Genomic DNA, 24,186 nt, shown 5'->3' with positions numbered 1-24,186 from the left:
ATGGTGGCGGGCCAGCGCAGCGCGCGCCCTGGTCCGGGGTCAGCCTCGCCTTTTCTCGACAGCAAGTTGACAGTAAGCTCGCCGAATAGCTGAGGCGTCGATCCGGGAGTGACAGACGTGGCTGTGCCCATCGGTGCTGTCGATACCGGTGACGAGCGCGGCCGATCGGCCCCCAGTGCACCCCTGCGCCTTCAGATTCTCGGCCCATTGCGCATCTGGCGCGACGGCGTGGAACTGGACCCAGGACCTCCGCAGCAGGCGCATCTGCTCGCGCTGCTCATTGCGCGTGCGGGGCGGCCGACCAGCGTGACAGAGCTGGTCGAATTGCTGTGGGGCCAGGAAGCGCCGGTGAGCGCCCTCAACGTCATCCACAAGTACGTCGGTACCCTGCGGCGGTTGTTGGACCCCACGATCGCGCCCCGGGATGCCGGTGCACACCTGCTGAGACGCGGAACCGGTTACCTGTTCACAGCAGGCCCCGACACGCTGGACCTGGTCGGCTTCCGCGCATCAGTCGCGGCCGCGGAAGCGGCGCTCGCAGAGCGGCAAGAACATCGTGCGCTCGATTATTACGTTGACGCCCTTGCACTTTGGGCAGCGCCCGCTGGCGACGGGCTGACGCCCGGACCCGCAGCGATGGCGATCTTCGCGGGGCTCAACGGTGAGTTCTTCGACGCGTGCGCAGCGGCGACGGATCTTGCCGTGTCGCTGGGCCAGCCCGAACGCGTGCTGGGACCGCTTCACCTCGCCGCGACGATGGCGCCGTTGCATGAGCCGGTGCAGGCCGGACTGATCACGGCGATGGGCGCCGCGGGCCGACAGGCAGAAGCCCTGGCAGTGTTTCGTCGGGTCCGTGCCCGACTGGCCGAAGAGATCGGGATTGATCCGGGTCAGGCGCTGGAGGCCGCGCACCGCCGGGTGCTGAGCCAGACGGTGGCCTCGGCCGATGGCGGCCTGGTCGGTCGGGTCGACGAGCTGGCGGTGCTGCGACAGGCGGTCGAGTCAGCGTTCGCCGGACATGTGGGGCTTGCCATCGTCGAGGGTGAACCCGGCGTTGGCAAGACGCACCTGCTGCGGCAGATCACTTCGGAAGCGGAGCGGCGCGGCGCCCAGATCGTCTGGGGCAGTTGCCTCGACGGTGAGGGAACGCCGTCGATGTGGCCGTGGGTGCAGGCCGTCAGCTCCGTTGTGGCCACCCTGCCCGACGACGCGAGAAGGCGGTGGCTCGACAGCGACCTCGGCCGCCTCGTCGAGCCACGGGAGGGCATCTTGGCGGCACCTGTCCTTCCCGACAGCGGAACTCAGTTCCGGCTCTTCGAGCGGGTCGTGGATGTCGTCGGTCAGGCCTCGGCGCTCAAGCCGCTGGTGGTCGTTCTCGACGACCTGCACTGGGCGGACGTCGCGTCGCTGCATTTGTTCAGCCATCTCGCGACTCGGCTGCCGAGCCGCACCCTCTTCATCGGTGCGCTCCGCGACCGCGCGCCGGCACCCGGCACCGAGTTGGCGCGAACCCTGGCCGCCGTGAGCCGGGTACCAGGCCACCGACGCATCCGTGTCGGCCCCCTCAACCTGGCCGAGGTGACGGAACTCGTTCGCCGAGAAACCGGCCAGGATCCCGAATCCTCCGTCGCGCGCAGCATTCACGCCCGCACCGCGGGTAATCCGTTTTTCGTCCGGGAGCTGTCCCGGTTCCTCGCCGACGGGGGCGCGCTCGCCGCAGACACCGCAGTGCAAGCCGGTGTGCCTGCCACTGTCCGGGACGTCGTCCAAGACAGGCTGACCCGCCTCGACGAGGGCGTCGAAGACCTACTGCAGACCGCCGCGCTCATCGGCAGAGACGTCAGCATCGAACTGCTCGCCGCGTCCTCCGGTGTCGACGTTCAAACCTGCCTGCACCGACTCGAGCCGCTGGAGGCGCTCGGCTTTCTCGAAGCGACGCCCGGGAATCCCTACTCCTACCGTTTCACGCACGACCTGGTCCGCCAGTCGGTTGCCGAGAGCACGCCGCCGCGACGCGCCACCCGACTACATGTGCGCATCGCGGACTCGCTCGAGCGCACCGGCGCAGACGACGAATCGGTCGCGGAACGACTCGCCTACCACTTGTGGTCGGCGGGCCCGCTGGCCGAGCCGGCCCGAACCGCAAGTGCGCTGGTGCGCGCGGGCAGTTGCGCCGCAACGAAATCCGCGTTGGAAGCGGCCGAGCGGCTACTGCGGTCCGCCGTCCAAGTTGCGCGCAATGCCGGTCTGACGGAGCTGGAACTGTCCGCACTCTCCCAGCTGGTTGCGGTCGTCGGGATGCGTCAGATGTACGGCACGGCGGCACTCGACCTGTTGGAGCGCGCCGAGCATCTGGCGCGCACCCTCGGCCGAGAGGTGGAGGCCGCCGCCTTCCTCTTCTCACGATGGACCGCTCACGTGCAGGCGATCGAACTCGACCGCAGCGGCCCGCTGGCCCGCCGATTGCTCGAAGGCGGCTATGCGTCATCTGATCCGACCATGCGGCTCTATGGCTTGCAGGCCTGGGGCATTCAACAGTCACATGCCGGCAATGTCGGCGAAGGGTTCAGGTACGTCAGCCAGTTCGAGCAGCCGCTGCTCGCGGGGCTCGCGCGCCGTGACGAGGATCCGGTCCGCGCCGACCTGCAATTGCTCATGACGGGCATGCTCGCCGAGATCACGGCATTACACGGCGACGTCGAGGCCGCACGGGTGCTTCTCGACAAGCTCGAGGCCGTCGCGGGCGACAACCCCTACCGAATCACGGTGTGGGCCACCATGGTTGCGCGAACCGCCTCGGTGATCGGCGACTCGCAATGGGCGCTGCGCGGGGCCGAGCGCGGAATCGCGGTGGATGAAGGCTTCTCCTTCGTGTTCCTCGGCACCTACCAACGACTGGCCCGATGCTGGGCGCTGGCACTGGCAGGCGAGAACCCAGCCGCCGCCATCGCAGAGGCCCAGCGTGTCATCGCGGCGAACCTTCTCGACCCGCCACGTTCGTGTGTCGCCACCTGGTATGCGCTGCTCGGTGAGATGCACCTCGCGACGGGCGCGACGGACGAAGCCGCCGCAGCCCTGGACAGGGCCGACTTCTATCTCAACGCCTACGGACAGCGGTACCCGGAGGGACTCATCCTGCTATTGCGGGCGCGACTGCTGCACGCGCGCGGCGCACCCGTGTCCGCGGTCCGGGCAGCGGCCGAGAAGGTCCGCGCTTTGTCGGCCGACCGGGGAGCGCATTTGTTCGCCCACCGCGCCGATGAGCTTCTCGCCGGACTGCGGTAGCGGCGTCCACTGAGCATCCACTGGTTGTAAACACCGTCCAGTTACCTTCGGCTCATGCAGATGCGAGCCGCTCGATTGCACGGATATCACCAACCGTTGCGACTGGAAGAAGTCGACGTACCCGTCACAGGCGCGGAGGACGTGCTGGTGAAGGTGTCGGCAACAGGTATGTGCCGCAGCGACTGTCAGCTCATCGAGGGTTATTTCGCACAGGGCGCGCCGCTGACGGCTCCGATCACGCCGGGTCACGAAGTGGCCGGCCGGATCGCGTCCACCGGGGCCGGTGTGCCGCGTTCCGCGAGCCTTGCGGAAGGCGACCTGGTGGTGGTCAACCCGAATTGGGGCGACGGAACGTGCAGACAGTGCCGGGAAGGCAACGAACAGATATGCGGTAACGGCCAGATGGCGGGATTCGGTCCGCCAGGCGGTTTCGCGGAGTACATGCCTGTCCCCTATCGCCATGTCATCAAGGTCCCGGACGGTCTCGATCCGCGGCCCGAGACACTGGCACCGCTGACCGACGCCGGACTCACCCCGTACCGGGGAATGAAGAAGCTGCGGCAAGCGGGAAAACTCGGCGCGGGCCGCACGGTTGTGGTGAACGGCATCGGCGGTCTCGGCAGCTACGGGGTCCAGTACGCCCGCCTACTGGGTGGCGGTGCGACCGTCGTGGCCTTCGCTCGCAGTGCGGAAAAGCTCGCTCTGGCAAAGGAAAACGGTGCACACCACACCGTCAACACCCGCGACAAGTCCGCGGCAGAGGTTCAGGACGCTCTCGAAGAACTGACCGGCCGGCGTGACGCCGACGCGGTCCTGGACTGTGCCGCCGCTGAGGAGTCATTGGAGTTGGGAGCGGCCATCCTGGCCAGGGAGGGCGCGCTCACCTCCGTCGGCCTGATGGGACAAAAGGTGGTTTTGCCGCTGCTTCCCTTCACCAACGGGGAGAAGTCGTATTTCGGCTCGTTCTGGGGAAATTACGACGACCTGGCCGAGGTGCTCTCACTCGCGAGCGAGGGACTCATCAAGCACACCGTCACACCGGTCAGTTTGGACGACGTCAACGAAAACCTCGAAGCACTGGCGCGCGGCGAGATCGTCGGCCGTGCCGTCATCGTCTTCGACTGAATCCGTGGAGGAATGACATGAAGATCTTGATCGTGGTGACATCGCACGACCGGCTCGACGGCACCGACGTACCGACAGGTTATTGGGACGAAGAGCTCGCCGGACCGTACTACGTGTTCACTGACAACGGTCACGACGTCACTCTCGCGTCTCCGAAGGGCGGTAAACCACCGGTCGACCCGAAAAGCACCCGACCGCCGTTCGACACCGAATCGTCGCGCCGTTTCGCGGGTGACGAACACGCCCAGGATGTGCTGGCCAACACCAGCCGGTTGGACGCGATATCCCCTCAGGACTTCGACGCCGTGTTCTACCCTGGCGGCCACGGCCCGATGTACGACCTGGCCGCAGACCCACAGTCGATAGCGCTGATCGAAAACTATGTCGCTGCCGACAAAATCGTCGCTGCAGTCTGTCACGCGCCCGCCGTGTTCATCAACGCCAAACTGCCCGACGGTCGGCCTTTGGTCGAAGGTCGACACGTAGCCGGGTTCACCAACGGGGAGGAGGCCGCGATGGGCCTCACCGATGTCGTTCCCTTTCTCGTCGAGGACGAACTGATCAGGCTCGGCGCCAAGTACGAGAAGGTGGCTGACTTCGAGCCGTTTGTCATCACGGACGGTCTGCTGGTCACCGGGCAGAATCCGGCGTCGGCGCACGGCGTCGCCGACGCGATGTTGCAGCTCGCGCGGTAGCGCCCGTGACCGACGTGGTTTTCATCCACGGATTGTGGATCTCGCACACCGCGTGGCAACCGTGGATCGAGCACTTCACCACCAATGGGTACCGAGCGATCGCACCGCGTTGGCCTGGCGAGGCCGAAACTGTGGCTGCGACGCGCGAGAACCCCAATCCGCAAGCCGGTTTCGGCATCCGCCAGCTCACCGAGCACTTCGCCGCTGTCATCGAGCAGTTCGATGGTCCACCAGCCGCGATCGGCCACTCGTTCGGCGGCCTGATCGCCCAGAAACTACTCGGCGAGAACAAGGTCGCGGCGGCGGTGGCCATCGATCCCGCCCCGATCAAGGGCGTCAAACCAGTGCCGCTCGCCCAACTGCGGTCGGCATTCCCGGTACTGCGCAATCCACTGAATTTCAGGCGCGCAAAAGCGTTGACACGCAGCCAGTTCCGCTACGGATTCGGCAATGCGTTGACCGAAGCGGAGTCCGATTCGCTGTGGGACCGATGGGCGATTCCCTCACCGGGCAAACCGCTGTTCGAAGCCGCGGTCGCGAACTTCGTCCCGAATTCCCCCGCGAAGGTCGCCACTGCGAATACGACGAGGGGTCCGCTGCTGATGACGGCCGGCACCGAAGACCACACCGTCCCCCTTGTGAGCGTTCGAGCCGCATTCAAGAGATACGCGACGTCGACGGCCACCACGGAATTTCACGAATTCAACGGAGCCGGGCACTCGCTGACCGTTGATCACCGTTGGACCGAAGTCGCCGACGTCGCCCTGACATGGCTCACCAAGAACGGCTTCTCCTAGCCGTCAGGGCACCAGTACGACCTTGCCCACATTCTCGCGCGCCGCCAGGATGCGGTGGGCTTCGCGGGCATCGGCGAACGGCACCGCGGCGTGTACGACTGGTGCAACGATGCCGTCGGCCAGTGCGGTGGACAGCGGCTCGATCCAGGGTTGCAGCGTGCCGCGGTCGTCCCACAATGCGAGCATGTTGAGCCCGATCAAACTCTTCGACTCCGACAGCTGCTTGATCAGGTTGAACCCGCGCAGCATCGACAACAATTGCGGTAACGCGGTACGCAACGACCGCTTCTCGCCCTGCTGCATCGCGGATGCGCCGTATCCGACAAGCCGGCCGCCGGGCCGCAACAACTGATACGACCGCTTGAGCGAGGTGCCGCCGATCGCGTCCAGCACGATGTCGTAGGGCGGCAACCCTTTCCACCACCCGTCGCGGCGGTAGTCGATCGCGCGGTCGACGCCCAACTCGGCGAGTCGCGCGTGCTTGCCCGGCGAGGCCGTACCGTGCACCTCGGCCCCGGCAGCCTTGGCCAACTGGATGGCCGCAATGCCGACTCCGCCTGCCGCCGCGTGGATCAGCACGCGCTCGCCGGCCCGCAGTGACCCGTAACCATGCAGCGCCGCCCACGCCGTCGCATAGTTGACCGGGATCGCGGCGCCCTGCTCGAAGGTCAGCGAATCAGGCAGTGGCACAGCGTCGTCCGCCCTGACATTGACGATCTCCGCGTAGCCGCCGAACCGGGTACCCGCGAACACCCGCTGCCCCACCCGGGCGGGGTCCACGCCGCCGCCGACCGCCTCGATAGTGCCGGCGACCTCGTAGCCGACGACCATGGGTGGCTTTGGCGCGTCGGGATACAGCCCGACCCGGGCGAGATGGTCGGCGAAGTTGACCCCGGCCGCGCGCACCGCAATGCGTACCTGCCCGTGGCCTGGTGGTGGAGGGTCGGGACGGTCCTGCACTTGGAGCACCGACAGGTCACCGTGCTTGGTGATGACGACCGCGCGCATGCTCACGCACCAACGCGCGCGCTGCGCTGTGCGGCTTTCGCCGCGGGCGGCACGACCACGGCACTCACGAGACGGTGGCCTCGGCTGCGCTGTTGGTCCGGCGGCGCAACACCGATTCGAGTCGACCGAGGATGTCGTAGTAACGCGTGGGGGCCAACCGTCCGAGCGCGTCGAACAGATACGCGTCCGGACCCACCAGGATGCGGGCTTTGCCCTGTTCCACACCGCGATGGATGATCTCGGCGGCCTTGTCCGGCTGGGTGAGTGTGATCGCGGCGAACTCCTGCACCATCTGCTCGTGGCTGCGGCCGCGGCCTTCGGGGTCCTTACGCCACCGGGCGTTTCGCACGATGTTGGTGTTGATGCCGCCGGGGTGGACGTTGATGGCGGTGACGCCGGTGCCGCGCAACTCCTGGCGCAGCGAATCGGTGAAGCCGCGGACAGCGAATTTGGCTGCACAGTAGGCGCTTTGGTTGGGCATGCCGACCAGACCGAACACGCTGGACGTGTTGACGATCGCGCCGTCGTTCTGCTCGACGAGGATCGGCAGGAATGCCCTTGTGCCGTTGACGACGCCGTGGAAGTTGATGTTCCACAGCCAGTCGTCGTCCTCGGGGATGGTGTCGAGCACGCTGGAGGACGTGGCGACGCCCGCGTTGTTGAACACCGCGCCGATCGGCTTCGGCGCCCAGTCGCGCACCTCGGCCGCGAAGTCGCGTTGCGCCCCAGCGTCGGCTACGTCGAGCACCCGCAGCAGCGTCGGGCCGCTCAGTGACGCCTCCGTCTCCTTGAGTCCCTTTTCGTCGATGTCGGTGATCGCGACGGGGCAGCCGCGAGCCGAAAGCCGTTGCGCCAGAGCCCGGCCGATGCCGGAAGCCGCTCCGCTGATGACGACCGTGCGGCCGCTGATGGTCCTCTTACTCATGCTCGACCCCTCTTCGCTGCGGTCCTCGCTCGTTGTCGTCTTCGGTTGCTCATGCGTGCTCCTCCGAGGCGGTGTGGGTGGCTGGTGAGAAGGTGGCGTGCTCGGTGATCAGGTCGATGATCCGGCCCCACGCCCCGATGGGCAGATCGTGGCCGAGCCCGACGATGGTCTCCAGGCGGGCGCCGGGGATGGCCCGCGCCGTCGCAGCGCCTCCGGTGGGGTGCACCATGCGGTCGCGGTCGCCGTGGATGACGAGTGTCGGCACGTCGATGTGGCGCAGTTCGGCGGTGCGGTCGCCCGAGGCGAAGATGCCCGCCAGTTGACGGGCGATGCCCGCGGGGCTGGGATCCCGATCCCACGCGATGCCCGCGTATTCCCGCACGGCATTCTCGTCGAACGGAAACCCGTGAGAGCCGATGTGCGCGAACATGTTCGCTGCGCGGTCCATCGCCTCGGCACGCGTCCGCGGGGGTCGCGCGGTCAGCATCCGCCGCCACGTCGACATTGCAGGACGGCCCACCTTGCGCGCTCCCGTGTTCGACATGATCGACGTCAGCGTGCGGACCCGGCCCGGATGGTGCGCGGCGACCGTCTGGGCGATCATCCCGCCCATGGAGATGCCGACCAGGTGAGCGTCGGAGAAACCGAGCGCGTCGAGAAGCCCGACGGTGTCGCGGGCCATGTCGCCCAGGTGGTACTGGTTGCGGCCCCGCAGCATCGCGATCGGATTCGGCGGCCGGTAGGACATGTGCGTCGACCGGCCTGCGTCTCGGTTGTCGAACCGCGTCACCAGAAACCCGCGTACGGCCAGCGCCGCAACGAAATCGTCTGGCCACGAATGCAACTGCTGGCCGAGACCCGCGATCAACACGATCGGCGGATCGGCGGGGTCGCCGGTCTGGTCGTAGCACAGCCCGATGCCGCGGCCGACGTCGACCAGCGCTTCGTCGCGGGCGCTCACGCCGAGACCTGCTGGGCGCGCCCGGCCCTCGGCGCCGTCTTGACCGCCCGGCGGTACACCACCGCGCGGCCGCCCTGTGCGGGTGCGGTTGCCACCCCACGTGAGTGCAGGCGTTCACCGGGGGCGTAGGTGGTGCCGAATTCGAACTCGCGCAGCAAGGTTCGTAGTGTCACATTCATCTCCATGTTCGCGAACGCCGCACCGATGCAGCGGCGCACCCCACCCCCGTAGGGGATCCAGGCATAGTTGTCGGGCGGATTGCCCAGGAATCGGTCCGGATTGAAGGTCGTGGCGTCGGGGAAGCTCACCTCGGACGCGTGCGCCAGGGAGATGCTCGCCAGGATCGCGTGTCCCTGCGGAATCACCCATTCGCCCAGCCGGATTCGCGCCTTGGCCAGTCGCGCCGTGCTGTTGATCACCGGACGGCTGCGCTGCACCTCCCAGATGGTGGCCTGCACCAGGTCCGAACCGCCCGCGCAGACCTCAGCGGTCAGCCCGGCCAACAGGCGCGGGTGGCGACGCAGCCGCTCCACAGCCCAGGCCAGTGTGGTCGCGGTCGTCTCGTGCCCCGCGGCGAGCAGTGTCAGCAGTTCGTCGGCGACGTGGTCGTCGGAGATCGGCGAGCCGTCCTCGTAGCGGGCCTGCAGCAGCAGGGCGAGGACGTCGTTGCGCTCGGCGAACTTCGGGTCGTCACGGATGTCGGCGATCAGGCGCCGGATGATCTCGTCGTAGCGCGTACGGTGGGCCGCCAGCTTCCCGCCTGGGCTCCACGATCCGAGGTCGCGGCGCACGACGCGCGGCATCACGGCCAGCCGCGACGCGTGCAGCACCATGCCGGGCAGCAGTTCACGGAGTTCGTCGAGCGCTGCACCCTCTGCGCCGAAAACGGTGCGCAGTATGGCGTTCAGGGTGATGCGCATCATCGACGGCATGGTTTCGAATTCCCTGCCATCGGGCCATGTCGCGGTCTCGCGCAACACCTCTTCTTCGACGATGTCCTCGTAGGACGTCATCCGCTTGCCGTGAAACGGCGGCACCAGCAGCTTGCGGCGCTCGCGGTGTTCTGTGCTGTCCAGGCTGAAAGTCGAGCCAGGACCGAACATTTCGCCGAGCACGCCGGCCCGGCCCACCAGGTCGGTGTTGGTGGTGAACAAGTCTTTGACCAGCGCCGGGTCGCTCACCACCACGGTCTCGCCGAAGATCGGCAACCGCAGCGTGAACGCCGGACCGTAGCGGTTGGCCAACGCGGCGACGGACTTCTCCCTGGCTGCGACGAAGCCGACGCCCTGCAGAAGTTTCGGGATCCGCGGTGTCGGCGGTAGCCGTACCGGGTCCGTGGTCGCCACGGCCATGCGATCACCTCCGTTGGTGGTACTCCAAGGTACCGGTTCACGGTACGTCAAAGTACCGATTTGCACAACCCCTTTCCAACACACGTCTAATAGTGGTACCGTCTGGTACCGAACGTGGTACAACGCGGTACCGAAACGCGGGCGAGAGGCGGCGTCGATGTCACTACCAGCGGAAACAGTTGATGTCTTGATCGTCGGCGCGGGACTGTCCGGCGTCGGCGCAGCCTGCCAACTCCGGCAGGAGTGTCCGGACAAGTCGGTGGCGGTGCTCGAGGCGCGCGGCGCCGTCGGCGGCACCTGGGACCTGTTCCGCTACCCGGGCATCCGGTCGGATTCGGACATGTTCACGCTGGGCTACCGGTTCTCGCCGTGGACCGACCCCAAGGCGATCGCCGACGGGCCGAGCATCCTGCGCTACATCCACGACACCGCGCAGAATTTCGGTGTCGACAAGCTCATTCGCCTGAATCACCGTGTGGTGAACGCCAATTGGGACAGCACCGAATCACGCTGGGCTGTCGAGGTGCATCGCACCGACACCGACCAACTGCTGACGATCAGTGCGTCGTTTCTGTACGTGTGCACCGGCTACTACCGCTACGACGAGGGTTACAGCCCGGAATTCCCTGGCGTCGAACGCTTTCGGGGCCCGGTGATCCACCCGCAGCACTGGCCGGAAGACCTCGACTACCGCGACAAGCGGGTGGTCGTCATCGGCAGCGGAGCCACCGCGGTGACGCTGGTGCCGTCGCTGGCCGAATCGGCCGCCCACGTCACGATGCTGCAGCGCTCGCCGACGTACGTCGCGTCGCGGCCCGCCAGCGACGCCATCGCGGACCGCCTCCGTGCATGGCTGCCACCCAAGCTCGCCTATGCGATCGTGCGGTGGAAGAACGCATTGCAGGCGATCGCCATCTTCAACCTGAGCCGGCGCCGCCCGGAGACGATGAAGTCGATGCTGCGCAAGGCGGCGATCAAGCAACTGCCCGAGGGCTACGCCGTCGACACCCACTTCGCGCCCTCGTACAACCCGTGGGACCAACGCATGTGTCTGGTGCCCGACGGTGATCTGTTCACCGCCATCCGCGACGGGCGCGCATCCGTCGTCACCGACCACATCGACACGTTCACCGAATCCGGCATCCGCCTGCAATCCGGTGCAGAGTTGGCAGCCGACATCGTCGTCAGCGCCACCGGGTTGAATCTGCTCGCCATCGGTGGAATGCACCTCGAGGTCGACGGCCGCGCCGTGGATCTGTCGAATACGGTGTCCTACAAGGGCATGATGCTCTCGGGTGTGCCGAACTTCGCGTGGACGATCGGCTACACCAACGCGTCGTGGACGCTGAAGGCCGATCTGGTGGCCGAATACGTGTGTCGACTGCTCAGGCACATGGACCGAAGCGGCTACACCGCGGTGACGCCGGATGCCGCAGGTGCGACGGCTGCCAACCCGTTCCTCGACCTCGCGTCGGGGTACGTCAAACGCAGCCTGGCCGAGCTGCCGAAGCAGGGCGATCGCGCGCCGTGGCGGCTGCATCAGAATTACGTCAAGGATGTCCGGTTGCTGCGCCGCGGTCCGGTCGACGACGCCGTCGTGTTCACCGCGGGCTCAGCAAGGCGATCGACGCGTCAACTGCTTCCTCGGTGATATCACTCATCCGGCCACCCTCCTCGACGGTGATGGCGGCCAGTTCACGCAGACCACCGAGCAGCATGATGATCCGTTGTCGGGAAACGGGTCCGACGCCGGCGGCGCGGAATTCGTCGGACCCGCCGAGCGCCTGCACCATCTCGATGAAATGCTCTGTGCCGTCGCGCTGCAACCGCCGCGCGGCCGCGCCAAGTGACGGTACGTCGCGAAACCAGCTCAACATCAGCGGAGACCGCGCCTCCCCGGAGGACACCCAGGCCTCGATTGCCTGCCGCACCTGCGTTCGCCACGGGGCGTGCGGATCGACCGCCGCCGAGATCTGCCGGATCTGCGACGCATTCGCATCGGTGAGCAAAGCGACGAAGCACGCTTCCCTGCTGTCGAAGTGTTCGTAGAAGGTCCGTCGTGAGGTACGCGCCCGGCGCACGATATCGGCGACAGTGGTACGCGAATAACCGTCCTCGGCGATCGACGCTTCGAGGGCGTCGAGCAGGCGTTGGCGGAAATTGCTCGCGTCCTCGTCACGCCGCCCGGCGGCTGCCGTCACTCAATGCCTTTCATGTCACTGGCATCGTACTGCGGCGCAGCGGCGGAAAGTCGTTGACCAGGTCGGGATGGCACAGCTGCGCCACCCGCTCGGGACGCGTCAGATCACGAAGCCGATGGCAACCCAAACGTGTCAACCACGCCTGATCGGGTAGTGCGGCGTGAACGAGATCGCTTGTCGCACCGGACAATAGGGTTTGTCCGCCGTGGGCGAGCTCACGCAACCGGGCGGCCCGGTTGATCGTCGGCCCCATGTAGTTGCCGGGATCGCGCAGCATCACTTCACCCGTGTGCAGACCGATCCGAAGCCGAATCGGTGACAAGGCGGCCCGTTGTAGCGCCAATGCGCATGCCACTCCGTCGGCGGCACGGGTGAATGCCACCACGAAGCTGTCTCCCTCGCCCTGGGCCACCGGGCACACACCGTTGGTGGCGCCGACGACGTCGGCCACCACTTGATCCATGGCGGCCAGGGCGGTCGCCATCCGCTCGGGCTGAGATTCCCAGAGTCGGGTGGAGCCTTCGATGTCGGCCAGCAGCAGTGTCACGGTGCCGGTCGGTAACAGTTCGTCGGCGTCTGTCGCACTCAACGTGCTCATGGTGATCGTCATGTCTGCCCCCAGTTCGACGATGACTTTCATCCTGCTGGCCCCGGTCGGCGTTAGCTACCGTGCGCACAACACGATTGATGGTGGTGTGTACACCCCCTGCGGTCAGGACCCGCTGCCGTCGACGGCGGCGACGATGCGGGTACCGCGTCCCGGCGACGTCTCGATCACGAGTCGGCCACCGATGGCCGAAAGCCGGTCGGTCATATTGGTCAACCCGTGGCCGATGGTTCCCGGCTCGAATCCTCGCCCGGTGTCGCTGATCGAAAGGTGCAGTGTCTGCCCGTCGCCGCGCGCCTTGATCGTCACCGTGGTGCCGGGACCACCGTGTTTGGCGGCGTTCTGCAACGCCTCGCTGCAGCAGTAGTACAGCGCCGCCTCCGTTGAAGGCGGGTAGCGGCCCAGGCCCTGCAGGTCCACGTGCGCGGGGACCGACGCGCGTGCGGCCAGCGTCGGTAGGGCTTCGGTCAACCCGCCGCTGACGAGCAGCGGCGGGGAGATGCCGTGGGCGAGCCTGCGTATCTCGACGATCGAGGGCTCGACGAGTTCGGGCGCCTCGCTCAACAGCGACTGGCACCGCTGCGGATCCGCTTTGCGCGCAAGCTGAATGAGCACCGAAAGGGAGACCAGGTGCTGCTGGGCGCCGTCGTGCAGATCCCGTTCCAGCCTGCGTCGCTCTTCGTCGGCGGCCGTGGTCAACCGGGTGCGCGAGGCCGCGAGTTCGGCGGCACGTTCCGCGAGTTGTCCCTCCGACGTCCGCAAGGCCGCCGCGTTGTTCCACACGATCACCAACAAGTGAAATGCGTTGAACGGCAACGCCACAACGATGAACGCGGTTTCCAGCCAGCGGGGCCCGTTCTGCACCGCCTCCGGAACGGGAAGGATGCGCACCAACAATGCCATCGCCAGCACGCACAACGCGGTGATCACCGTGAACGCCAACCCGCGTTGCCAGCGGATATAGGGCTCGGCGAAGACGACAGGAACAAGGGCCACCAGCGCCATCACGGCCAGGAAGTTGGGGTTGATCAGCGTCACGAGTACCACGCTGATCCAGTTCGTGACGCAGACCAGGCTGATCGACTGTGAGTACCTGCCGAGCCGGGCCAGGTGCAGGCCCACCGCGAGCGCCACACATTGCGGGGCGCCGACCGCCGCGAACAGCAGCACGTACGGGTTGCGGTACCAGAACGCGAACTCCAAGAGCGGCAACAGGATTCCGGCGCCGGCCCATCCGAGCAGATGACCGGTGAGGAACAGCTGATAACGCTCCGCCCGGAAGCGGTTGATCAGGTCATGACCCAGCAGCGACGACGAGCGCACCGCGGCGGTGAGCAGCACCTGCGGTACACGCCAGTGCGGCATCATGCCGCCGGTGGCGGGCGACTTCAGCTCGCTGTTCGCCATATCCGGCTCAGCAGTTCCGGTGACAGGTGCTCCTTGTGCAGATACGCGACGGCGCCGCAGGTCGACGCGGCCGCAGGGAGATCCTCCAGGTCGTAGGTCGACATCAGCACGACGATCAGCTCAGGGTGTGCCGCGCGGAGTTGCCGGGTGGCTTCGATGCCGTCGATACCGGGCATGTGGATGTCCATCAGCACGAGGTCGGCGCCGTCGGGTATGCGGTCGACGGCGGATTCACCGGTCTCGCATTCGCCTGCCATTTCGAAGTCGTCCATGGCAGCCAGCGTCGCGGCGGCAGCCCGCCGGAAACTGGCCTGGTCGTCGACGACCCAGACGCGCACGAGATCGTCCGCCACGATGTCATCGTGTCGAGCGGATTTGCTGCGCACCAGGGTGCACACACCACCTTTTCCCGCGGCGGTCACGTCGACCCGCTGTCGTTGAGGAACATCAACACGGCCTTGACGCGACGGTCAACGGCGTCGTCGGCGGTCAATTCCAGCTTGGCGAAGATGGAGTTGATGTGCTTTTCCACCGCCCGCTGCGACAACACCAGTCGCTCGGCGACGGTCCGGTTGGAGAACCCGGTCGCCAGTTCGCTGAGCACCTCGCGTTCCCGTGGCGTGAGTCGACTCAGGGTGGGGGCCGAGCGGGGCTGCGCGAGAAGCACTTCGACGACCAGGGGATCCAGCACCGTGCCGCCGGCGGCGACCTGGCGCACGGCGTCGTTCAATTCGTCGAAATGCGAGATCCGCTCTTTGAGCAGGTAGCCACGGCCTGCCGTGCCGTCCTCGAGCAATCCGGCCGCATAGCGCGGTTCGGCGTACTGCGACAGCACGATCACGCCGGTGTCGGGGTGCGCTGTGCGCATCCACCGCGCCAAGCGGATCCCCTCGTCGGTCGACGTCGGCGGCATCCGGATGTCGGTGACGACGATGGTCGGTCGGAGCTTGTCGACGAGTTCGACCGCGGAGTCGTAATCCTCGGCGGTGCCGACGACGGTGATCTCGGGATCGGTGGACAAGGCCCGCTCGACGCTGTCGCGCACCAGCAGCGAGTCCTCGGCAATGAGGATCGAGATTCGATCACTCACCTTCGCGTCCTCCCCCGGTCGGTCATGATCACCACAATCATCGCCGCAGGAAGCAGAAGTTACCTCGTGGTGGCCAGGGCCGGGATCGAACCGGCGACCTTCCGCTTTTCAGGCGGACGCTCATACCAACTGAGCTACCTGGCCGGAAGGCACCCACATCTCGAGAAACCCAAGTGCCTCGCCAAACACTGGCGACCCTGACGGGACTTGAACCCGCGACCTCCGCCGTGACAGGGCGGCGCGCTAACCAACTGCGCCACAGGGCCTTGCTTGTCGTGCCGTGCGACTCCATCGTACGAGGCGTCGCGTGTACCCCCTACGGGATTCGAACCCGCGCTACCGCCTTGAAAGGGCGGCGTCCTAGGCCGCTAGACGAAGGGGGCCAGCCGAATCTCTCCGGGGTACTCACAACGCTGTGACGCTGGGAGCTTCGATAGCTTAGGGTACCGAGGCCCCAATCCTCAAACGAGATGCTCGCAGGCACCGACTACGGCACTTTGCCTGCCGCTCCGATAGAGTGTCTGCGCCCCCGTAGCTCACTCGGAAGAGCAGCGGACTTTTAATCCGCGGGTACGGAGATCGAAACTCCGCGGGGGCACCAAAAAGCTCGTCACCGCGGCGTCAGCAGTGCCACGGCGGCCTGCTCGCGCAGCCAGTCCTCGGCCTCGTCCCACGTCCACCCCGCCTCGGCGACCAACGTGTGCCACGACTGATGGCCGAAGTAGAACCACAGCAGATCGGTCGCGCGCTCGTCGGTGAGATACTCTCGGAGAGCGCCCATTTCACGTAACCGCGCCGCCGCCACCGCCAGCGCTTGCCGATAGGCGCGGTTGGATGCCTCGAGGATTTCGGCCGCGCTTTCGTCGACGGCGGATGCGGTCCGGTTCACCTGAATGATGTCGTGGTAGCGCTCGTTGTCGACCCGGGTGCCGTTGGCCGTCACATCGATCACCTCACGCGGATCGCGCGCCCTGCGCACAGCGGCCAGGGTCTGTTCGACGACGGGGTCACGGACCGCCTCGTCGATGATCGTCGCAAGGATCGCGGTCTTGCCCCCGGCGCTGGTGTACACGGTAGGCACCGCAACGCCGGCCTCCCGCGCGATGTCGTTGACGGTGACCTTGCCGTAGCCCTTCTCGACGAACAGCCGGATCGCGGCGGCGAGGATTCGCGCGCGGGTGTCGTCCGCCGCCTCCGCCCTGCGCGCCGATCGGTACGGCCTGCCCCGCGCTGTACCAGACATTCGTTATAGCATTCCTCTAATCAATAGAGCTTCCACACAAGACTAGGCCGAGAGGGCAGATGCCGCATGAAATCGGAATTCAGCACCGTGTTCCACCGACTTGCCGGGATGCCGCCGACCCCGAGCTTCGAGGTGTTCGGCGGCATCGTCGAGTTCCTCAGCTGGTCCGACGAGTTCTGCGTGCTGCGCGGCACCGTGCCGCCGGGCTCCGTGGTGCCCCTGCACCGTCATCCCGATGCTGAGGACTTCCTCATCCTGTCGGGCACCCATCAGGTGCTTGTTCAGGGCGACAACGGCCTCGAGTGGCGCGACGCCCATGCCGGCGACTACGTCCGTGTGCCCGGCGATGCGCCGCATGCGCACCGCAACGTCACCGACCGGCCCGCGGTCGATCTGATCGTCACCACCGCGCGGCTCGGCCGGTTCTTCCAGGAGGTGGGCCGTCCGATGACCGAGGGCCTGGCTGCTCCCACGCCGGAAGAGGTGGCGAACTTCATCGCGGTGTCCGAGCGATACGGCTACGTGCTGGGCACCCCGGAGGAGAACGCGGCGGTGGGCATCACGATGCCGGTGTTCAGCGGCTGAGCCCCTCAGTCGCGACCTTTCTTGGGGCCCTTGCCATTTCCGTGCCCTGGCGGCCCTTTCTTTTTCGGCGGTGGCTGCTCGATTTGCGCGGGCGTCGTGATCGGTGGCGGCGGCACGAATGACGTCGGAGGCGGAGGTGGCACCGATGTGCTGGTGCTCGCGGGCTCCGGGACGGCGGGCTTCGACGACGAATCGACGATGAACGCGATCGCGATGACGAGCACCGCCACCACCGCCGCGGTGACCAGCCACCACCGCGACCGGTTGGCTCGCCGCACGGGCGCCGCCACCATCGTCGTCGGGTCGGGCAGCGGTGCGGCCATCACCCGCGTGGCCGGCCGTGCGGGAGGGCCGCCGCGGCCCGCCAAGGCCGCGCGCATCTCTTCGGCGTTGGCGAATCGCCACGCCGGATCGGGCGCCATCGCCCGCTCGATCACTGCCGCCAACGCCGGGTCCGCGTCGGGCCGCACGGCGCCGAGCGGTGGCAGCGCCCCCTGCGAGATGGCGCGGGCCAGCTCGGCGATGTTCTCCTGTGGAAAGGCGCGACGGCCGGTCAGCGCTTCGTAACCCACCACACCGACGGCGTACAGATCGTCGGCGACCGACGCAGGCCTGCCCGCGATCCGCTCCGGGCTCAGATACGCCATGGTGCCGACGATCTGGCCCGTCATCGTGTGCACGCTGCCCGGGCTCTTGGCCACGCCGAAATCGGCCACCTTCGCATGCCCTGACAGGGAGAACAAGATGTTGGCCGGCTTGATGTCGCGGTGCAGGATGCCCGCCGCGTGCGCGACGGACAGCGCAGACAGCACGTCGCCGAGGATCGCCCGCACGTCCGGCTGCGGCAGTGGTCCGCGCGCGATCACGTCGGCCAGCGTCTGCGTGGACAGCCGCTCCATCACGATGTACGGCGTGCCTGCGTGCTCGCCGCTGTCGTGCACGGACACGATGTGCGGGTGGTTCAGCGCGGCCGCCGCGCGCGCCTCAGTCTGGAATCGCAGACGGTTATCGGGTGCTTCGATCAACATCGGGTGCAGCAGCTTGACGGCGACCGGTCGGTCCAACCGAATGTCCCAGCCGTCGCGGACTTCTGCCATGCCACCGCGTCCGAGAACGCCCCGAAGTTCGTAGCGGCCGCCCAGCACCTCCGGCGCCTGCATACCTAAAAGCTAGCCGGTCGACGCCGGCGTCAAACAACCGCTAGGTCGCGGCGTGCGGGGCTGGGACCGTGATCGGGGCGGGCGTCGCGATCATCTCGACCGCGTTGGCGAGGCCCTCGGCGATCGCCTCGATCACGTGGATGCCGATGGTGAACGGCGTGACCAGCACGGTCAGCGGCGACGGCGGCGGGTTGTAGCCGTTGGTCACCGTCGTCGCCGACGCAGGCACTGGCGTGGACAGCCCGATGGCCAGGGCGGCGATCATCGCCACCACTGCACAGCCCACGGACCGGATCGCACGCGACACAGGTGAATCGTGCCTTATAAACCGCGCCAGGCATAGCGGAAAACGCCGAACGTTACCGAGCTGGCACGGGTCGGCACCGCCGAAGTGCTGGGCCGCCCTTTCGGACGGCGAATCGTATGATCAAAACCGATGCTCTACCAGCAACCTGACAGGTCGTTTCCGCGGCGGCATCCGGTGCTCACCGGCGCGGGACTGCTGCTGGCGTTGTGGTGGCTGCACAACGGCTGGTACGAGGCGCTCGCGGTCGTGGTGATCGTCGGCCTTCTGAGTGTCGTCACGCGGCGCAGACGGGCCCTCGAGATTCGCCGCGCCGGCCTACGGGCACGCGCCGACTTCGAGCACCGGCTGACCCTGGCAGGCGACCCCCGCGGCGTATTCGGGCGTTACCCGCCCGTGCAGTGGGGCCCCTTCCCCGACCCGCCCACCGTGAGGCGTCAGACCTTCGGGCAGTAATGCATCCCGTTGTCGCGGTGTTCGACCGGCGGCAGATTGCGTGCAGGCGTGTGCACCAGCGGCGCGTCGACGGGGCAGCGTCCCGTTGCCCGGTCCCAGCCTGCGCGAGCCCGCGGATGGAAGCGGCGCCGTCTCGGCAGCAGCTTGAACGTCAGATTCACCAGCCTGCCGAACAGCGTGTGCAGCCGCTCGTCCCTGGCCGACCAGGTGTAGCCCATCAGGTCGCGAACAGGTTGGTCATACAGGCCGACGGTGACCCAAACTGCAAAGGGCCCAAGTACTTTCAGTTGTAGTCGCCACAGCCAGTCCGGAATCCATTGCAGTGACGGATGCTTGGGCATGGTCGACAGGTTGAGGACCTCGCGCGCGGCGAAATTGTTCTCGAGGACGTTGCGACACATGTGATCCCAGTAGACCTGGAAATCTTCCCAGCTCTCGGGAACTGGTCGCATGCTCACGCCATACATGCTGTACCAGGTGACGTGTTCGTCGAACAATTGCCGCTTCTGGGCCTCGGTCAGACCGTCGCCGAAGCGTTCGGCGGTCAGGATGGTGCCCATGAAGAACGTCGAGTGCGCCCAATAGAAGACGTCAGGGTTGAGCGCGCTGTAGCGGCGGCCCTGATCGTCGACGCCCTTGATGCCGATGTGGTAGTCGCGAACTTCAGCACCCGTCTGCGGGGCCCGGTCGCCGTCGAAGACGACGCCGCCGATCGGGTACAGCGAGCGAAGCAACCGCGGCATGCGTTCTTGGAAGAAGATCGAGTGTTGTTCGACGGCGGCGCCGAGTTGCGGGTGCATGTTCTGCATGGAACCCGCCCATGGCCCCTGCAGCAGCCCGCGCCAATCGCCGAATAATTGCCAGGTCAAGGAGTCGGGGCCGAGAAACGCAGGGACCGCGTCGTAGCCGCCCGTCGTGACCGGGCAGCCCGGTGCCGCAGGGGTGGCTCCGGTGGTCTGGAGGCGCGCCTCAGAAGTATCTTGAGTCACTGGTGAACTTCCGCTCGTGTCAAAAGCCGTTCACGGCATTCTGACTACGGGTGTTGTCACCATCGAGTTTAGGGAGTGATGTGGCTTCGGGTCAACGACGGGGCCGTTGGTCGGGCGTTCCGTTGCAGGATCGTCAGGTTCTGCGGCGCGACGAACTGATCGCCGCCGGCGTCGGACTGCTTGGCAGCGAGTCCGGCCCCGGACTGACGGTGCGGGCGGTGTGCAGGGCGGCCGGGTTGACCGAGCGCTATTTCTACGAAAGCTTCGCCGACCGCGACGAATTCGTCCGTGCGGTCTACGACGACGTGTGCGCGCGGGCGATGTCGACGCTGATGACCGCGGAGACCCCGCGCGACGCCGTCGAACGCTTCGTCGCGCTGATGGTCGACGATCCGTCACGGGGTCGGGTGCTGCTGCTGGCGCCCGGCGTGGAACCGGTGCTGACCCGGTCGGGCGCGGAATGGATGCCCAGCTTCATCGACCTGCTGCAGCACAAGCTGACCCGGATCACCGAACCCGCTGTCCAGGCGATGGTGGCCACGGGTCTGATCGGCGCGCTGACGGCGTTGTTCACCGCCTACCTGAACGGTCGGCTCCCGGCCACCCGTGAGCAGTTCATCGACTACTGCGTCGACATGCTGCTCAACCGGGTGTCGAGCTATTAGAGCTACTCGTCGGGAGTGCTGACCTCTTCGAGGGACTGCTCCTCTTCGGCGGCGGCCTCATCGGCGGCGGCCTTGGCCTCGCGGCCCTCCGGGCTGGCCACCGAGGCGCCCGGGTTGTTGGCGGTCGCGTATCCGCCGTTGCAGTTCAGATAGAACTGCACCTGGCCGCTGTAGTGCGAGCCGTCGTCGGCGTCGGCGAACGGCGCGGTCTGCGAACGCGTGACCAGGCACTCGTCCTGCGACAGTTTGTCGCCCACCCGGGCGGCGACGGTGACGGAAAGTCCGGCATCGCTGGCCGCCGACGCGGCATCCGCGTAGGTCTGGCCTGCGAAGTCGTCCGCGGCGGCGACTCCGGTGCCGAACAGCGCCATGAAGGCTGACGCGGCCACGGCCGAGCCGGCCGAAAGAACGAGGGACTTCTTCACTGAGTCCGACCTCCGAATTGTCGTAAAACTGCCTGGATAGGTGATGGTCGGAGTGTATTGCGTGGTACGCGTCACCGCTACCGATCGGGCAGTCCAGGTCAGCCGACTTGTTGCGAGGTGATCGCCTGGCGGCCCGCGGTACTGGCGGCGGAGTTGCCAGGAGTTCCCGGGCCCGCGATCGCGGCGTTACAGCTCAGCGCGACCCACACTTCGCTCGGACCGGACGCCTGCCGGGGCTGGTCGACACTCGGCTTACCCCAGGCGTTGGTGACGACGCACTTGTCGATGTCCGCCGACCCGCCGGTGCGCGTCGCGATCACGACCGCCGACCCTTGGCTCTGGATAGTGTTCTTGGCATCCCGGAAGGTTTGGCCGACGACGTCGGGTACCGCGCCCGCGACGCCCGCGCCGATAGAAATGGTTGCTGCCACCCCGGCGGCAGCGCCTAATAGAACAGTGAGGGTCCTCATGTGAGCCCGACCTCCGAGTCGTGGTTGGCTGCGGCAGGGTTTGCGGGCTCCCCCATTTGCCCGGGCCGATAGTACCGCGACTGTTGGCAACCTGTGAGGCGGATGTGACACACCGCGAGGCAACTTGAATGTCACCGGGGTACACAGATATATTGAGTGCAACCAACGGGTACAGATAACTGGGATAGAGCTTCCCGGCCGCGAGGAGGACGAAAACCCATGGCGCAAGGTCTGACCGATCTTCAGCTACTGCACGAACTCGAGCCCGTCGTCGAGAAGAACGTCAATCGGCATCTGTCGATGCGCAAGGACTGGAATCCGCACGACTACATCCCGTGGTCGGACGGCAAGAACTTCTACGCCCTCGGCGGTCAGGACTGGGACCCGGAACAGTCCAAGCTCTCCGAGGTCGCCCAGGTGGCGATGCTGACCAACCTGCTGACCGAGGACAATCTCCCGGCCTATCACCGCGAGATCGCGATGAACTTCTCGATGGACGGCCCGTGGGGATTCTGGGTCAACCGCTGGACGGCCGAGGAGAACCGGCACGGCATCGCGCTGCGCGACTACCTCGTCGTCACCCGCGCCGTGGATCCCGTCGAGCTGGAACAGCTGCGGCTGGAGCAGGTCACCCGCGGCTTCTCCCCCGGCCAGAACCAGCAGGTCGAGGCGGACCTGTTCGCCGACAGCCTGTTCGACTCGGTCATCTATGTGACGTTCCAGGAATTGGCGACGCGCGTCTCGCACCGCAACACCGGCAAGGCATGCAACGAGACGGTCGCTGACCAACTGCTGCAACGGGTTTCGGCCGACGAGAACCTGCACATGATCTTCTATAGAGACGTGTCGGCTGCCGGGTTTGATATCGCGCCGAACCAGGCGATGCACTCGCTGCACAAGGTGCTGAGCAACTTCAAGATGCCCGGCTACACCATTCCGGACTTCCGGCGGAAGGCCGTCACCATCGCGTCGGGCGGCGTCTACGACCCGCGCATCCACCTCGATGACGTCGTGATGCCCGTGCTGAAGAAGTGGCGCATCTTCGAGCGCGAGGACTTCACCGGCGAGGCTGCGCGACAGCGCGACGAACTCGGCAAGCTCGTCGAGGAACTCGAGGAAGCCTGCGTGAAGTTCGAGGTTGCCAAGCAGCGCAGGCTCGAGCGGCTGGCGCAGATGGCGGAGAAGAAGGCTGCGAAGGAGCTCGCCGCATCAGCGTCGTAGCCGACACCCGGTCGCCGTTACGTATCGGGCCGATCGAACTGCGGAGCCCGGTCGTGCTGGCCCCGATGGCCGGTGTGACAAATGTCGCATTCCGCACGCTCTGTCGTGAGTTGGAGTTGGCGCGTGCCGGCACCGTCAGCGGACTGTACGTGTGCGAGATGGTCACCGCGCGTGCGCTCGTCGAGCGGCACCCGGTGACCATGCACATGACGACGTTCGCGCCCGACGAGACACCACGCTCGCTGCAGCTGTACACCGTCGACCCGGACAACACCTACGCCGCCGCGAAGATGGTGGCTGACGAGGGCCTGGCCGATCACATCGACATGAACTTCGGCTGCCCGGTGCCCAAGGTCACCCGACGCGGCGGCGGTGCGGCGCTGCCGTTCAAACGGCGGCTCTTCGGCCGCATCGTGGCTGCGGCCGTGCGGGCGACGGAGGGCACCGGCATCCCGGTCACCGTGAAGTTCCGCATCGGCATCGACGACGAGCATCACACCCACCTGGACGCGGGCCGGATCGCGGCGGAGGAGGGCGCGGCCGCCGTGGCTTTGCACGCCAGGACCGCTGCGCAGCGCTACTCGGGAACCGCCGACTGGGAGCAGATTGCCCTGCTCAAGCAGCATGTCACCACGGTTCCAGTGCTCGGCAACGGCGACATCTTCGACGCCGACGACGCGCTGGCGATGATGGCCGCCACCGGTTGCGACGGTGTGGTCATCGGCCGCGGCTGCCTCGGCAGGCCGTGGCTGTTCGCCGAGCTGTCCGCGGCGTTCACCGGCACCACCCCCGCGACGCCGCCGACGCTCGGCGAGGTCGCGGCGATCATGCGGCGACACGGTCAGCTGCTGGCCGAGCACTTCGGCGAGGACAAGGGCATGCGCGATATGCGCAAGCACATCGCCTGGTACCTGCACGGGTTCCCCGCAGGCGCCGACCTGCGGCGGGCGCTGGCGCTGGTCAAGACCCTTTCCGAGCTGGATGAGCTGCTCGGTCAACTCGACCAGGACGTGCCGTTCCCGCAGGCCGCCACTGGTCCGCGGGGCAGGCAGGGATCCGCGGCAGCGGTGTCGCTACCGGAGGGCTGGCTGGCCGATCCCGACGACTGCACGGTCCCCGCAGGCGCCGAGATTATGCATTCCGGAGGCTAAACCGAGACGATCTCGGTACCTCCGGTGGACTGGCCGTTGAACACGATGTCTCAGTACGATAAGG

24 protein-coding genes, 4 tRNA genes and 1 pseudogene are annotated in these 24,186 nt (G+C 66.8%); 11 read left to right on the top strand and 18 right to left on the bottom strand.

What is annotated here, in order from left to right; all coding sequences use genetic code 11:
* The first annotated feature begins 117 nt into the window (after positions 1–117).
* Genes C1A30_RS30510 through C1A30_RS30495 form a run of 4 tightly spaced genes read left to right on the top strand, consistent with a single transcriptional unit; the run spans position 118 to position 5,902 of the window.
* Positions 118–3,285 (top strand): BTAD domain-containing putative transcriptional regulator, encoded by a 3,168-nt coding sequence (locus C1A30_RS30510; RefSeq protein WP_235010270.1) that lies wholly within the window; start codon positions 118–120, stop codon positions 3,283–3,285.
* A 54-nt stretch (positions 3,286–3,339) separates the two neighbouring features.
* Positions 3,340–4,410 carry an NAD(P)-dependent alcohol dehydrogenase gene (locus C1A30_RS30505; RefSeq protein ID WP_101951965.1) on the top strand — a complete coding sequence of 357 codons (1,071 nt, stop codon included), beginning with the start codon at positions 3,340–3,342 and terminating at the stop codon, positions 4,408–4,410.
* Positions 4,411–4,427: 17 nt separating this feature from the next.
* Positions 4,428–5,105 (top strand): type 1 glutamine amidotransferase domain-containing protein, encoded by a 678-nt coding sequence (locus tag C1A30_RS30500; protein ID WP_101951964.1) that lies wholly within the window; start codon positions 4,428–4,430, stop codon positions 5,103–5,105.
* A gap of 5 nt (positions 5,106–5,110) precedes the next feature.
* On the top strand, positions 5,111–5,902 hold the full coding sequence (locus C1A30_RS30495) for an alpha/beta hydrolase (RefSeq protein ID WP_101951963.1): 792 nt from the start codon (positions 5,111–5,113) through the stop codon (positions 5,900–5,902).
* A gap of 3 nt (positions 5,903–5,905) precedes the next feature.
* On the opposite strand, the gene C1A30_RS30490 is transcribed toward C1A30_RS30495, so the two are convergent.
* From C1A30_RS30490 to C1A30_RS30475, 4 genes are all read right to left on the bottom strand, one after another.
* A complete protein-coding gene (locus C1A30_RS30490; protein ID WP_101951962.1) occupies positions 5,906–6,910 on the bottom strand; it encodes a medium chain dehydrogenase/reductase family protein in 1,005 nt (334 codons plus the stop codon).
* A 64-nt stretch (positions 6,911–6,974) separates the two neighbouring features.
* Entirely contained in the window at positions 6,975–7,835 is an 861-nt protein-coding gene (locus C1A30_RS30485) for an SDR family oxidoreductase (RefSeq protein WP_101951961.1), read from the bottom strand.
* 49 nt (positions 7,836–7,884) lie between these two features.
* Complete coding sequence (locus tag C1A30_RS30480) at positions 7,885–8,796, bottom strand: alpha/beta fold hydrolase (RefSeq protein ID WP_101951960.1); 912 nt, start codon at positions 8,794–8,796, stop codon at positions 7,885–7,887.
* Entirely contained in the window at positions 8,793–10,148 is a 1,356-nt protein-coding gene (locus C1A30_RS30475) for a cytochrome P450 (protein WP_101951959.1), read from the bottom strand. Before C1A30_RS30475 ends, C1A30_RS30480 begins: the two co-directional genes overlap by 4 nt.
* Before the next feature lie 157 nt (positions 10,149–10,305).
* Here C1A30_RS30475 and C1A30_RS30470 point away from each other — a divergent pair, with 157 nt between their 5' ends.
* The gene (locus tag C1A30_RS30470) at positions 10,306–11,799 is read left to right on the top strand and encodes an NAD(P)/FAD-dependent oxidoreductase (protein WP_101951958.1); all 1,494 of its coding nucleotides are present in this window, start codon (positions 10,306–10,308) and stop codon (positions 11,797–11,799) included.
* Here C1A30_RS30470 and C1A30_RS30465 read toward each other — a convergent pair.
* The 8 genes and pseudogenes from C1A30_RS30465 to C1A30_RS30430 all read right to left on the bottom strand — a co-directional run bounded on the left by C1A30_RS30465 (position 11,750) and on the right by C1A30_RS30430 (position 15,836).
* Entirely contained in the window at positions 11,750–12,349 is a 600-nt protein-coding gene (locus C1A30_RS30465) for a TetR/AcrR family transcriptional regulator (protein ID WP_101951957.1), read from the bottom strand. The genes C1A30_RS30470 and C1A30_RS30465 overlap by 50 nt on opposite strands.
* Positions 12,350–12,383: 34 nt before the next feature.
* Positions 12,384–12,959, bottom strand: a pseudogene (locus C1A30_RS30460) (adenylate/guanylate cyclase domain-containing protein); the annotation flags it as partial.
* A 102-nt stretch (positions 12,960–13,061) separates the two neighbouring features.
* The gene (locus C1A30_RS30455; RefSeq protein ID WP_101951956.1) at positions 13,062–14,363 is read right to left on the bottom strand and encodes a sensor histidine kinase; all 1,302 of its coding nucleotides are present in this window, start codon (positions 14,361–14,363) and stop codon (positions 13,062–13,064) included.
* Positions 14,345–14,716 carry a response regulator transcription factor gene (locus C1A30_RS30450; RefSeq protein ID WP_235010269.1) on the bottom strand — a complete coding sequence of 124 codons (372 nt, stop codon included), beginning with the start codon at positions 14,714–14,716 and terminating at the stop codon, positions 14,345–14,347. The genes C1A30_RS30455 and C1A30_RS30450 overlap by 19 nt, the downstream gene beginning before the upstream one ends.
* 65 nt (positions 14,717–14,781) lie before the next feature.
* Complete coding sequence (locus C1A30_RS30445) at positions 14,782–15,453, bottom strand: response regulator transcription factor (RefSeq protein ID WP_101951954.1); 672 nt, start codon at positions 15,451–15,453, stop codon at positions 14,782–14,784.
* Between the two features lie 67 nt (positions 15,454–15,520).
* Positions 15,521–15,597, bottom strand: a tRNA-Phe gene (locus tag C1A30_RS30440).
* A gap of 45 nt (positions 15,598–15,642) precedes the next feature.
* Positions 15,643–15,719 (bottom strand) — tRNA-Asp (locus C1A30_RS30435).
* 44 nt (positions 15,720–15,763) lie between these two features.
* Positions 15,764–15,836 (bottom strand) — tRNA-Glu (locus tag C1A30_RS30430).
* Positions 15,837–15,978: 142 nt separating this feature from the next.
* Here C1A30_RS30430 and C1A30_RS30425 point away from each other — a divergent pair.
* A tRNA-Lys gene (locus C1A30_RS30425) sits at positions 15,979–16,054 on the top strand.
* Between the two features lie 9 nt (positions 16,055–16,063).
* On the opposite strand, the gene C1A30_RS30420 is transcribed toward C1A30_RS30425, so the two are convergent.
* Positions 16,064–16,696 carry a TetR/AcrR family transcriptional regulator gene (locus C1A30_RS30420; protein ID WP_101951953.1) on the bottom strand — a complete coding sequence of 211 codons (633 nt, stop codon included), beginning with the start codon at positions 16,694–16,696 and terminating at the stop codon, positions 16,064–16,066.
* 66 nt (positions 16,697–16,762) lie between these two features.
* Between C1A30_RS30420 and C1A30_RS30415 the strand changes: the two genes are divergently transcribed.
* The gene (locus tag C1A30_RS30415; protein WP_101951952.1) at positions 16,763–17,281 is read left to right on the top strand and encodes a cupin domain-containing protein; all 519 of its coding nucleotides are present in this window, start codon (positions 16,763–16,765) and stop codon (positions 17,279–17,281) included.
* Positions 17,282–17,286: 5 nt separating this feature from the next.
* On the opposite strand, the gene C1A30_RS30410 is transcribed toward C1A30_RS30415, so the two are convergent.
* Complete coding sequence (locus C1A30_RS30410) at positions 17,287–18,441, bottom strand: serine/threonine-protein kinase (RefSeq protein WP_101951951.1); 1,155 nt, start codon at positions 18,439–18,441, stop codon at positions 17,287–17,289.
* A gap of 40 nt (positions 18,442–18,481) precedes the next feature.
* On the bottom strand, positions 18,482–18,748 hold the full coding sequence (locus C1A30_RS30405; RefSeq protein ID WP_142392685.1) for a hypothetical protein: 267 nt from the start codon (positions 18,746–18,748) through the stop codon (positions 18,482–18,484).
* A gap of 129 nt (positions 18,749–18,877) precedes the next feature.
* On the opposite strand from C1A30_RS30405, the gene C1A30_RS30400 reads away from it, so the two are divergent.
* Positions 18,878–19,201, top strand: coding sequence for a hypothetical protein (locus tag C1A30_RS30400; protein WP_101951949.1), 324 nt, complete (start codon positions 18,878–18,880; stop codon positions 19,199–19,201).
* Here the strand turns inward: C1A30_RS30400 and C1A30_RS30395 are convergent.
* A complete protein-coding gene (locus C1A30_RS30395) occupies positions 19,183–20,190 on the bottom strand; it encodes an oxygenase MpaB family protein (RefSeq protein WP_101951948.1) in 1,008 nt (335 codons plus the stop codon). The genes C1A30_RS30400 and C1A30_RS30395 overlap by 19 nt on opposite strands.
* A gap of 80 nt (positions 20,191–20,270) precedes the next feature.
* Here C1A30_RS30395 and C1A30_RS30390 point away from each other — a divergent pair, with 80 nt between their 5' ends.
* Positions 20,271–20,855 (top strand): TetR/AcrR family transcriptional regulator, encoded by a 585-nt coding sequence (locus C1A30_RS30390; RefSeq protein ID WP_101951946.1) that lies wholly within the window; start codon positions 20,271–20,273, stop codon positions 20,853–20,855.
* A 2-nt stretch (positions 20,856–20,857) separates the two neighbouring features.
* Here C1A30_RS30390 and C1A30_RS30385 read toward each other — a convergent pair whose 3' ends face one another.
* Together C1A30_RS30385 and C1A30_RS30380 are read right to left on the bottom strand one after the other, a co-directional pair.
* Positions 20,858–21,280: a hypothetical protein gene (locus C1A30_RS30385; protein WP_101951944.1), complete on the bottom strand. Its 423-nt coding sequence runs from the start codon at positions 21,278–21,280 to the stop codon at positions 20,858–20,860.
* Positions 21,281–21,378: 98 nt separating this feature from the next.
* A complete protein-coding gene (locus tag C1A30_RS30380) occupies positions 21,379–21,711 on the bottom strand; it encodes a hypothetical protein (RefSeq protein ID WP_235010268.1) in 333 nt (110 codons plus the stop codon).
* Between the two features lie 258 nt (positions 21,712–21,969).
* Between C1A30_RS30380 and C1A30_RS30375 the strand changes: the two genes are divergently transcribed.
* Entirely contained in the window at positions 21,970–22,971 is a 1,002-nt protein-coding gene (locus C1A30_RS30375) for an acyl-ACP desaturase (protein WP_101951941.1), read from the top strand.
* Positions 22,959–24,122 (top strand): tRNA dihydrouridine synthase DusB, encoded by a 1,164-nt coding sequence (dusB, locus tag C1A30_RS30370; protein ID WP_101952993.1) that lies wholly within the window; start codon positions 22,959–22,961, stop codon positions 24,120–24,122. Before C1A30_RS30375 ends, dusB begins: the two co-directional genes overlap by 13 nt.
* Positions 24,123–24,186 lie beyond the last annotated feature (64 nt).

The organism is Mycobacterium sp. 3519A (assembly GCF_900240945.1).
Lineage (GTDB): Bacteria > Actinomycetota > Actinomycetes > Mycobacteriales > Mycobacteriaceae > Mycobacterium.
Note: the sequence above shows the minus strand (reverse complement) of the source record. Positions and strands in the feature narration are given on the sequence as shown.

Excerpts from the sequence above, each read along its gene's own strand:
- C1A30_RS30505 (WP_101951965.1), top strand. The coding sequence starts at position 3,340 with ATGCAGATGCGAGCCGCTCGATTGCACGGATATCACCAACCGTTGCGA.
- C1A30_RS30500 (WP_101951964.1), top strand. The coding sequence starts at position 4,428 with ATGAAGATCTTGATCGTGGTGACATCGCACGACCGGCTCGACGGCACC.
- C1A30_RS30490 (WP_101951962.1), bottom strand. The coding sequence starts at position 6,910 with ATGCGCGCGGTCGTCATCACCAAGCACGGTGACCTGTCGGTGCTCCAA.
- C1A30_RS30485 (WP_101951961.1), bottom strand. The coding sequence starts at position 7,835 with ATGAGTAAGAGGACCATCAGCGGCCGCACGGTCGTCATCAGCGGAGCG.
- C1A30_RS30475 (WP_101951959.1), bottom strand. The coding sequence starts at position 10,148 with ATGGCCGTGGCGACCACGGACCCGGTACGGCTACCGCCGACACCGCGG.
- C1A30_RS30470 (WP_101951958.1), top strand. The coding sequence starts at position 10,306 with ATGTCACTACCAGCGGAAACAGTTGATGTCTTGATCGTCGGCGCGGGA.
- C1A30_RS30455 (WP_101951956.1), bottom strand. The coding sequence starts at position 14,363 with ATGGCGAACAGCGAGCTGAAGTCGCCCGCCACCGGCGGCATGATGCCG.
- C1A30_RS30420 (WP_101951953.1), bottom strand. The coding sequence starts at position 16,696 with ATGTCTGGTACAGCGCGGGGCAGGCCGTACCGATCGGCGCGCAGGGCG.
- C1A30_RS30415 (WP_101951952.1), top strand. The coding sequence starts at position 16,763 with ATGAAATCGGAATTCAGCACCGTGTTCCACCGACTTGCCGGGATGCCG.
- C1A30_RS30410 (WP_101951951.1), bottom strand. The coding sequence starts at position 18,441 with ATGCAGGCGCCGGAGGTGCTGGGCGGCCGCTACGAACTTCGGGGCGTT.
- C1A30_RS30400 (WP_101951949.1), top strand. The coding sequence starts at position 18,878 with ATGCTCTACCAGCAACCTGACAGGTCGTTTCCGCGGCGGCATCCGGTG.
- C1A30_RS30375 (WP_101951941.1), top strand. The coding sequence starts at position 21,970 with ATGGCGCAAGGTCTGACCGATCTTCAGCTACTGCACGAACTCGAGCCC.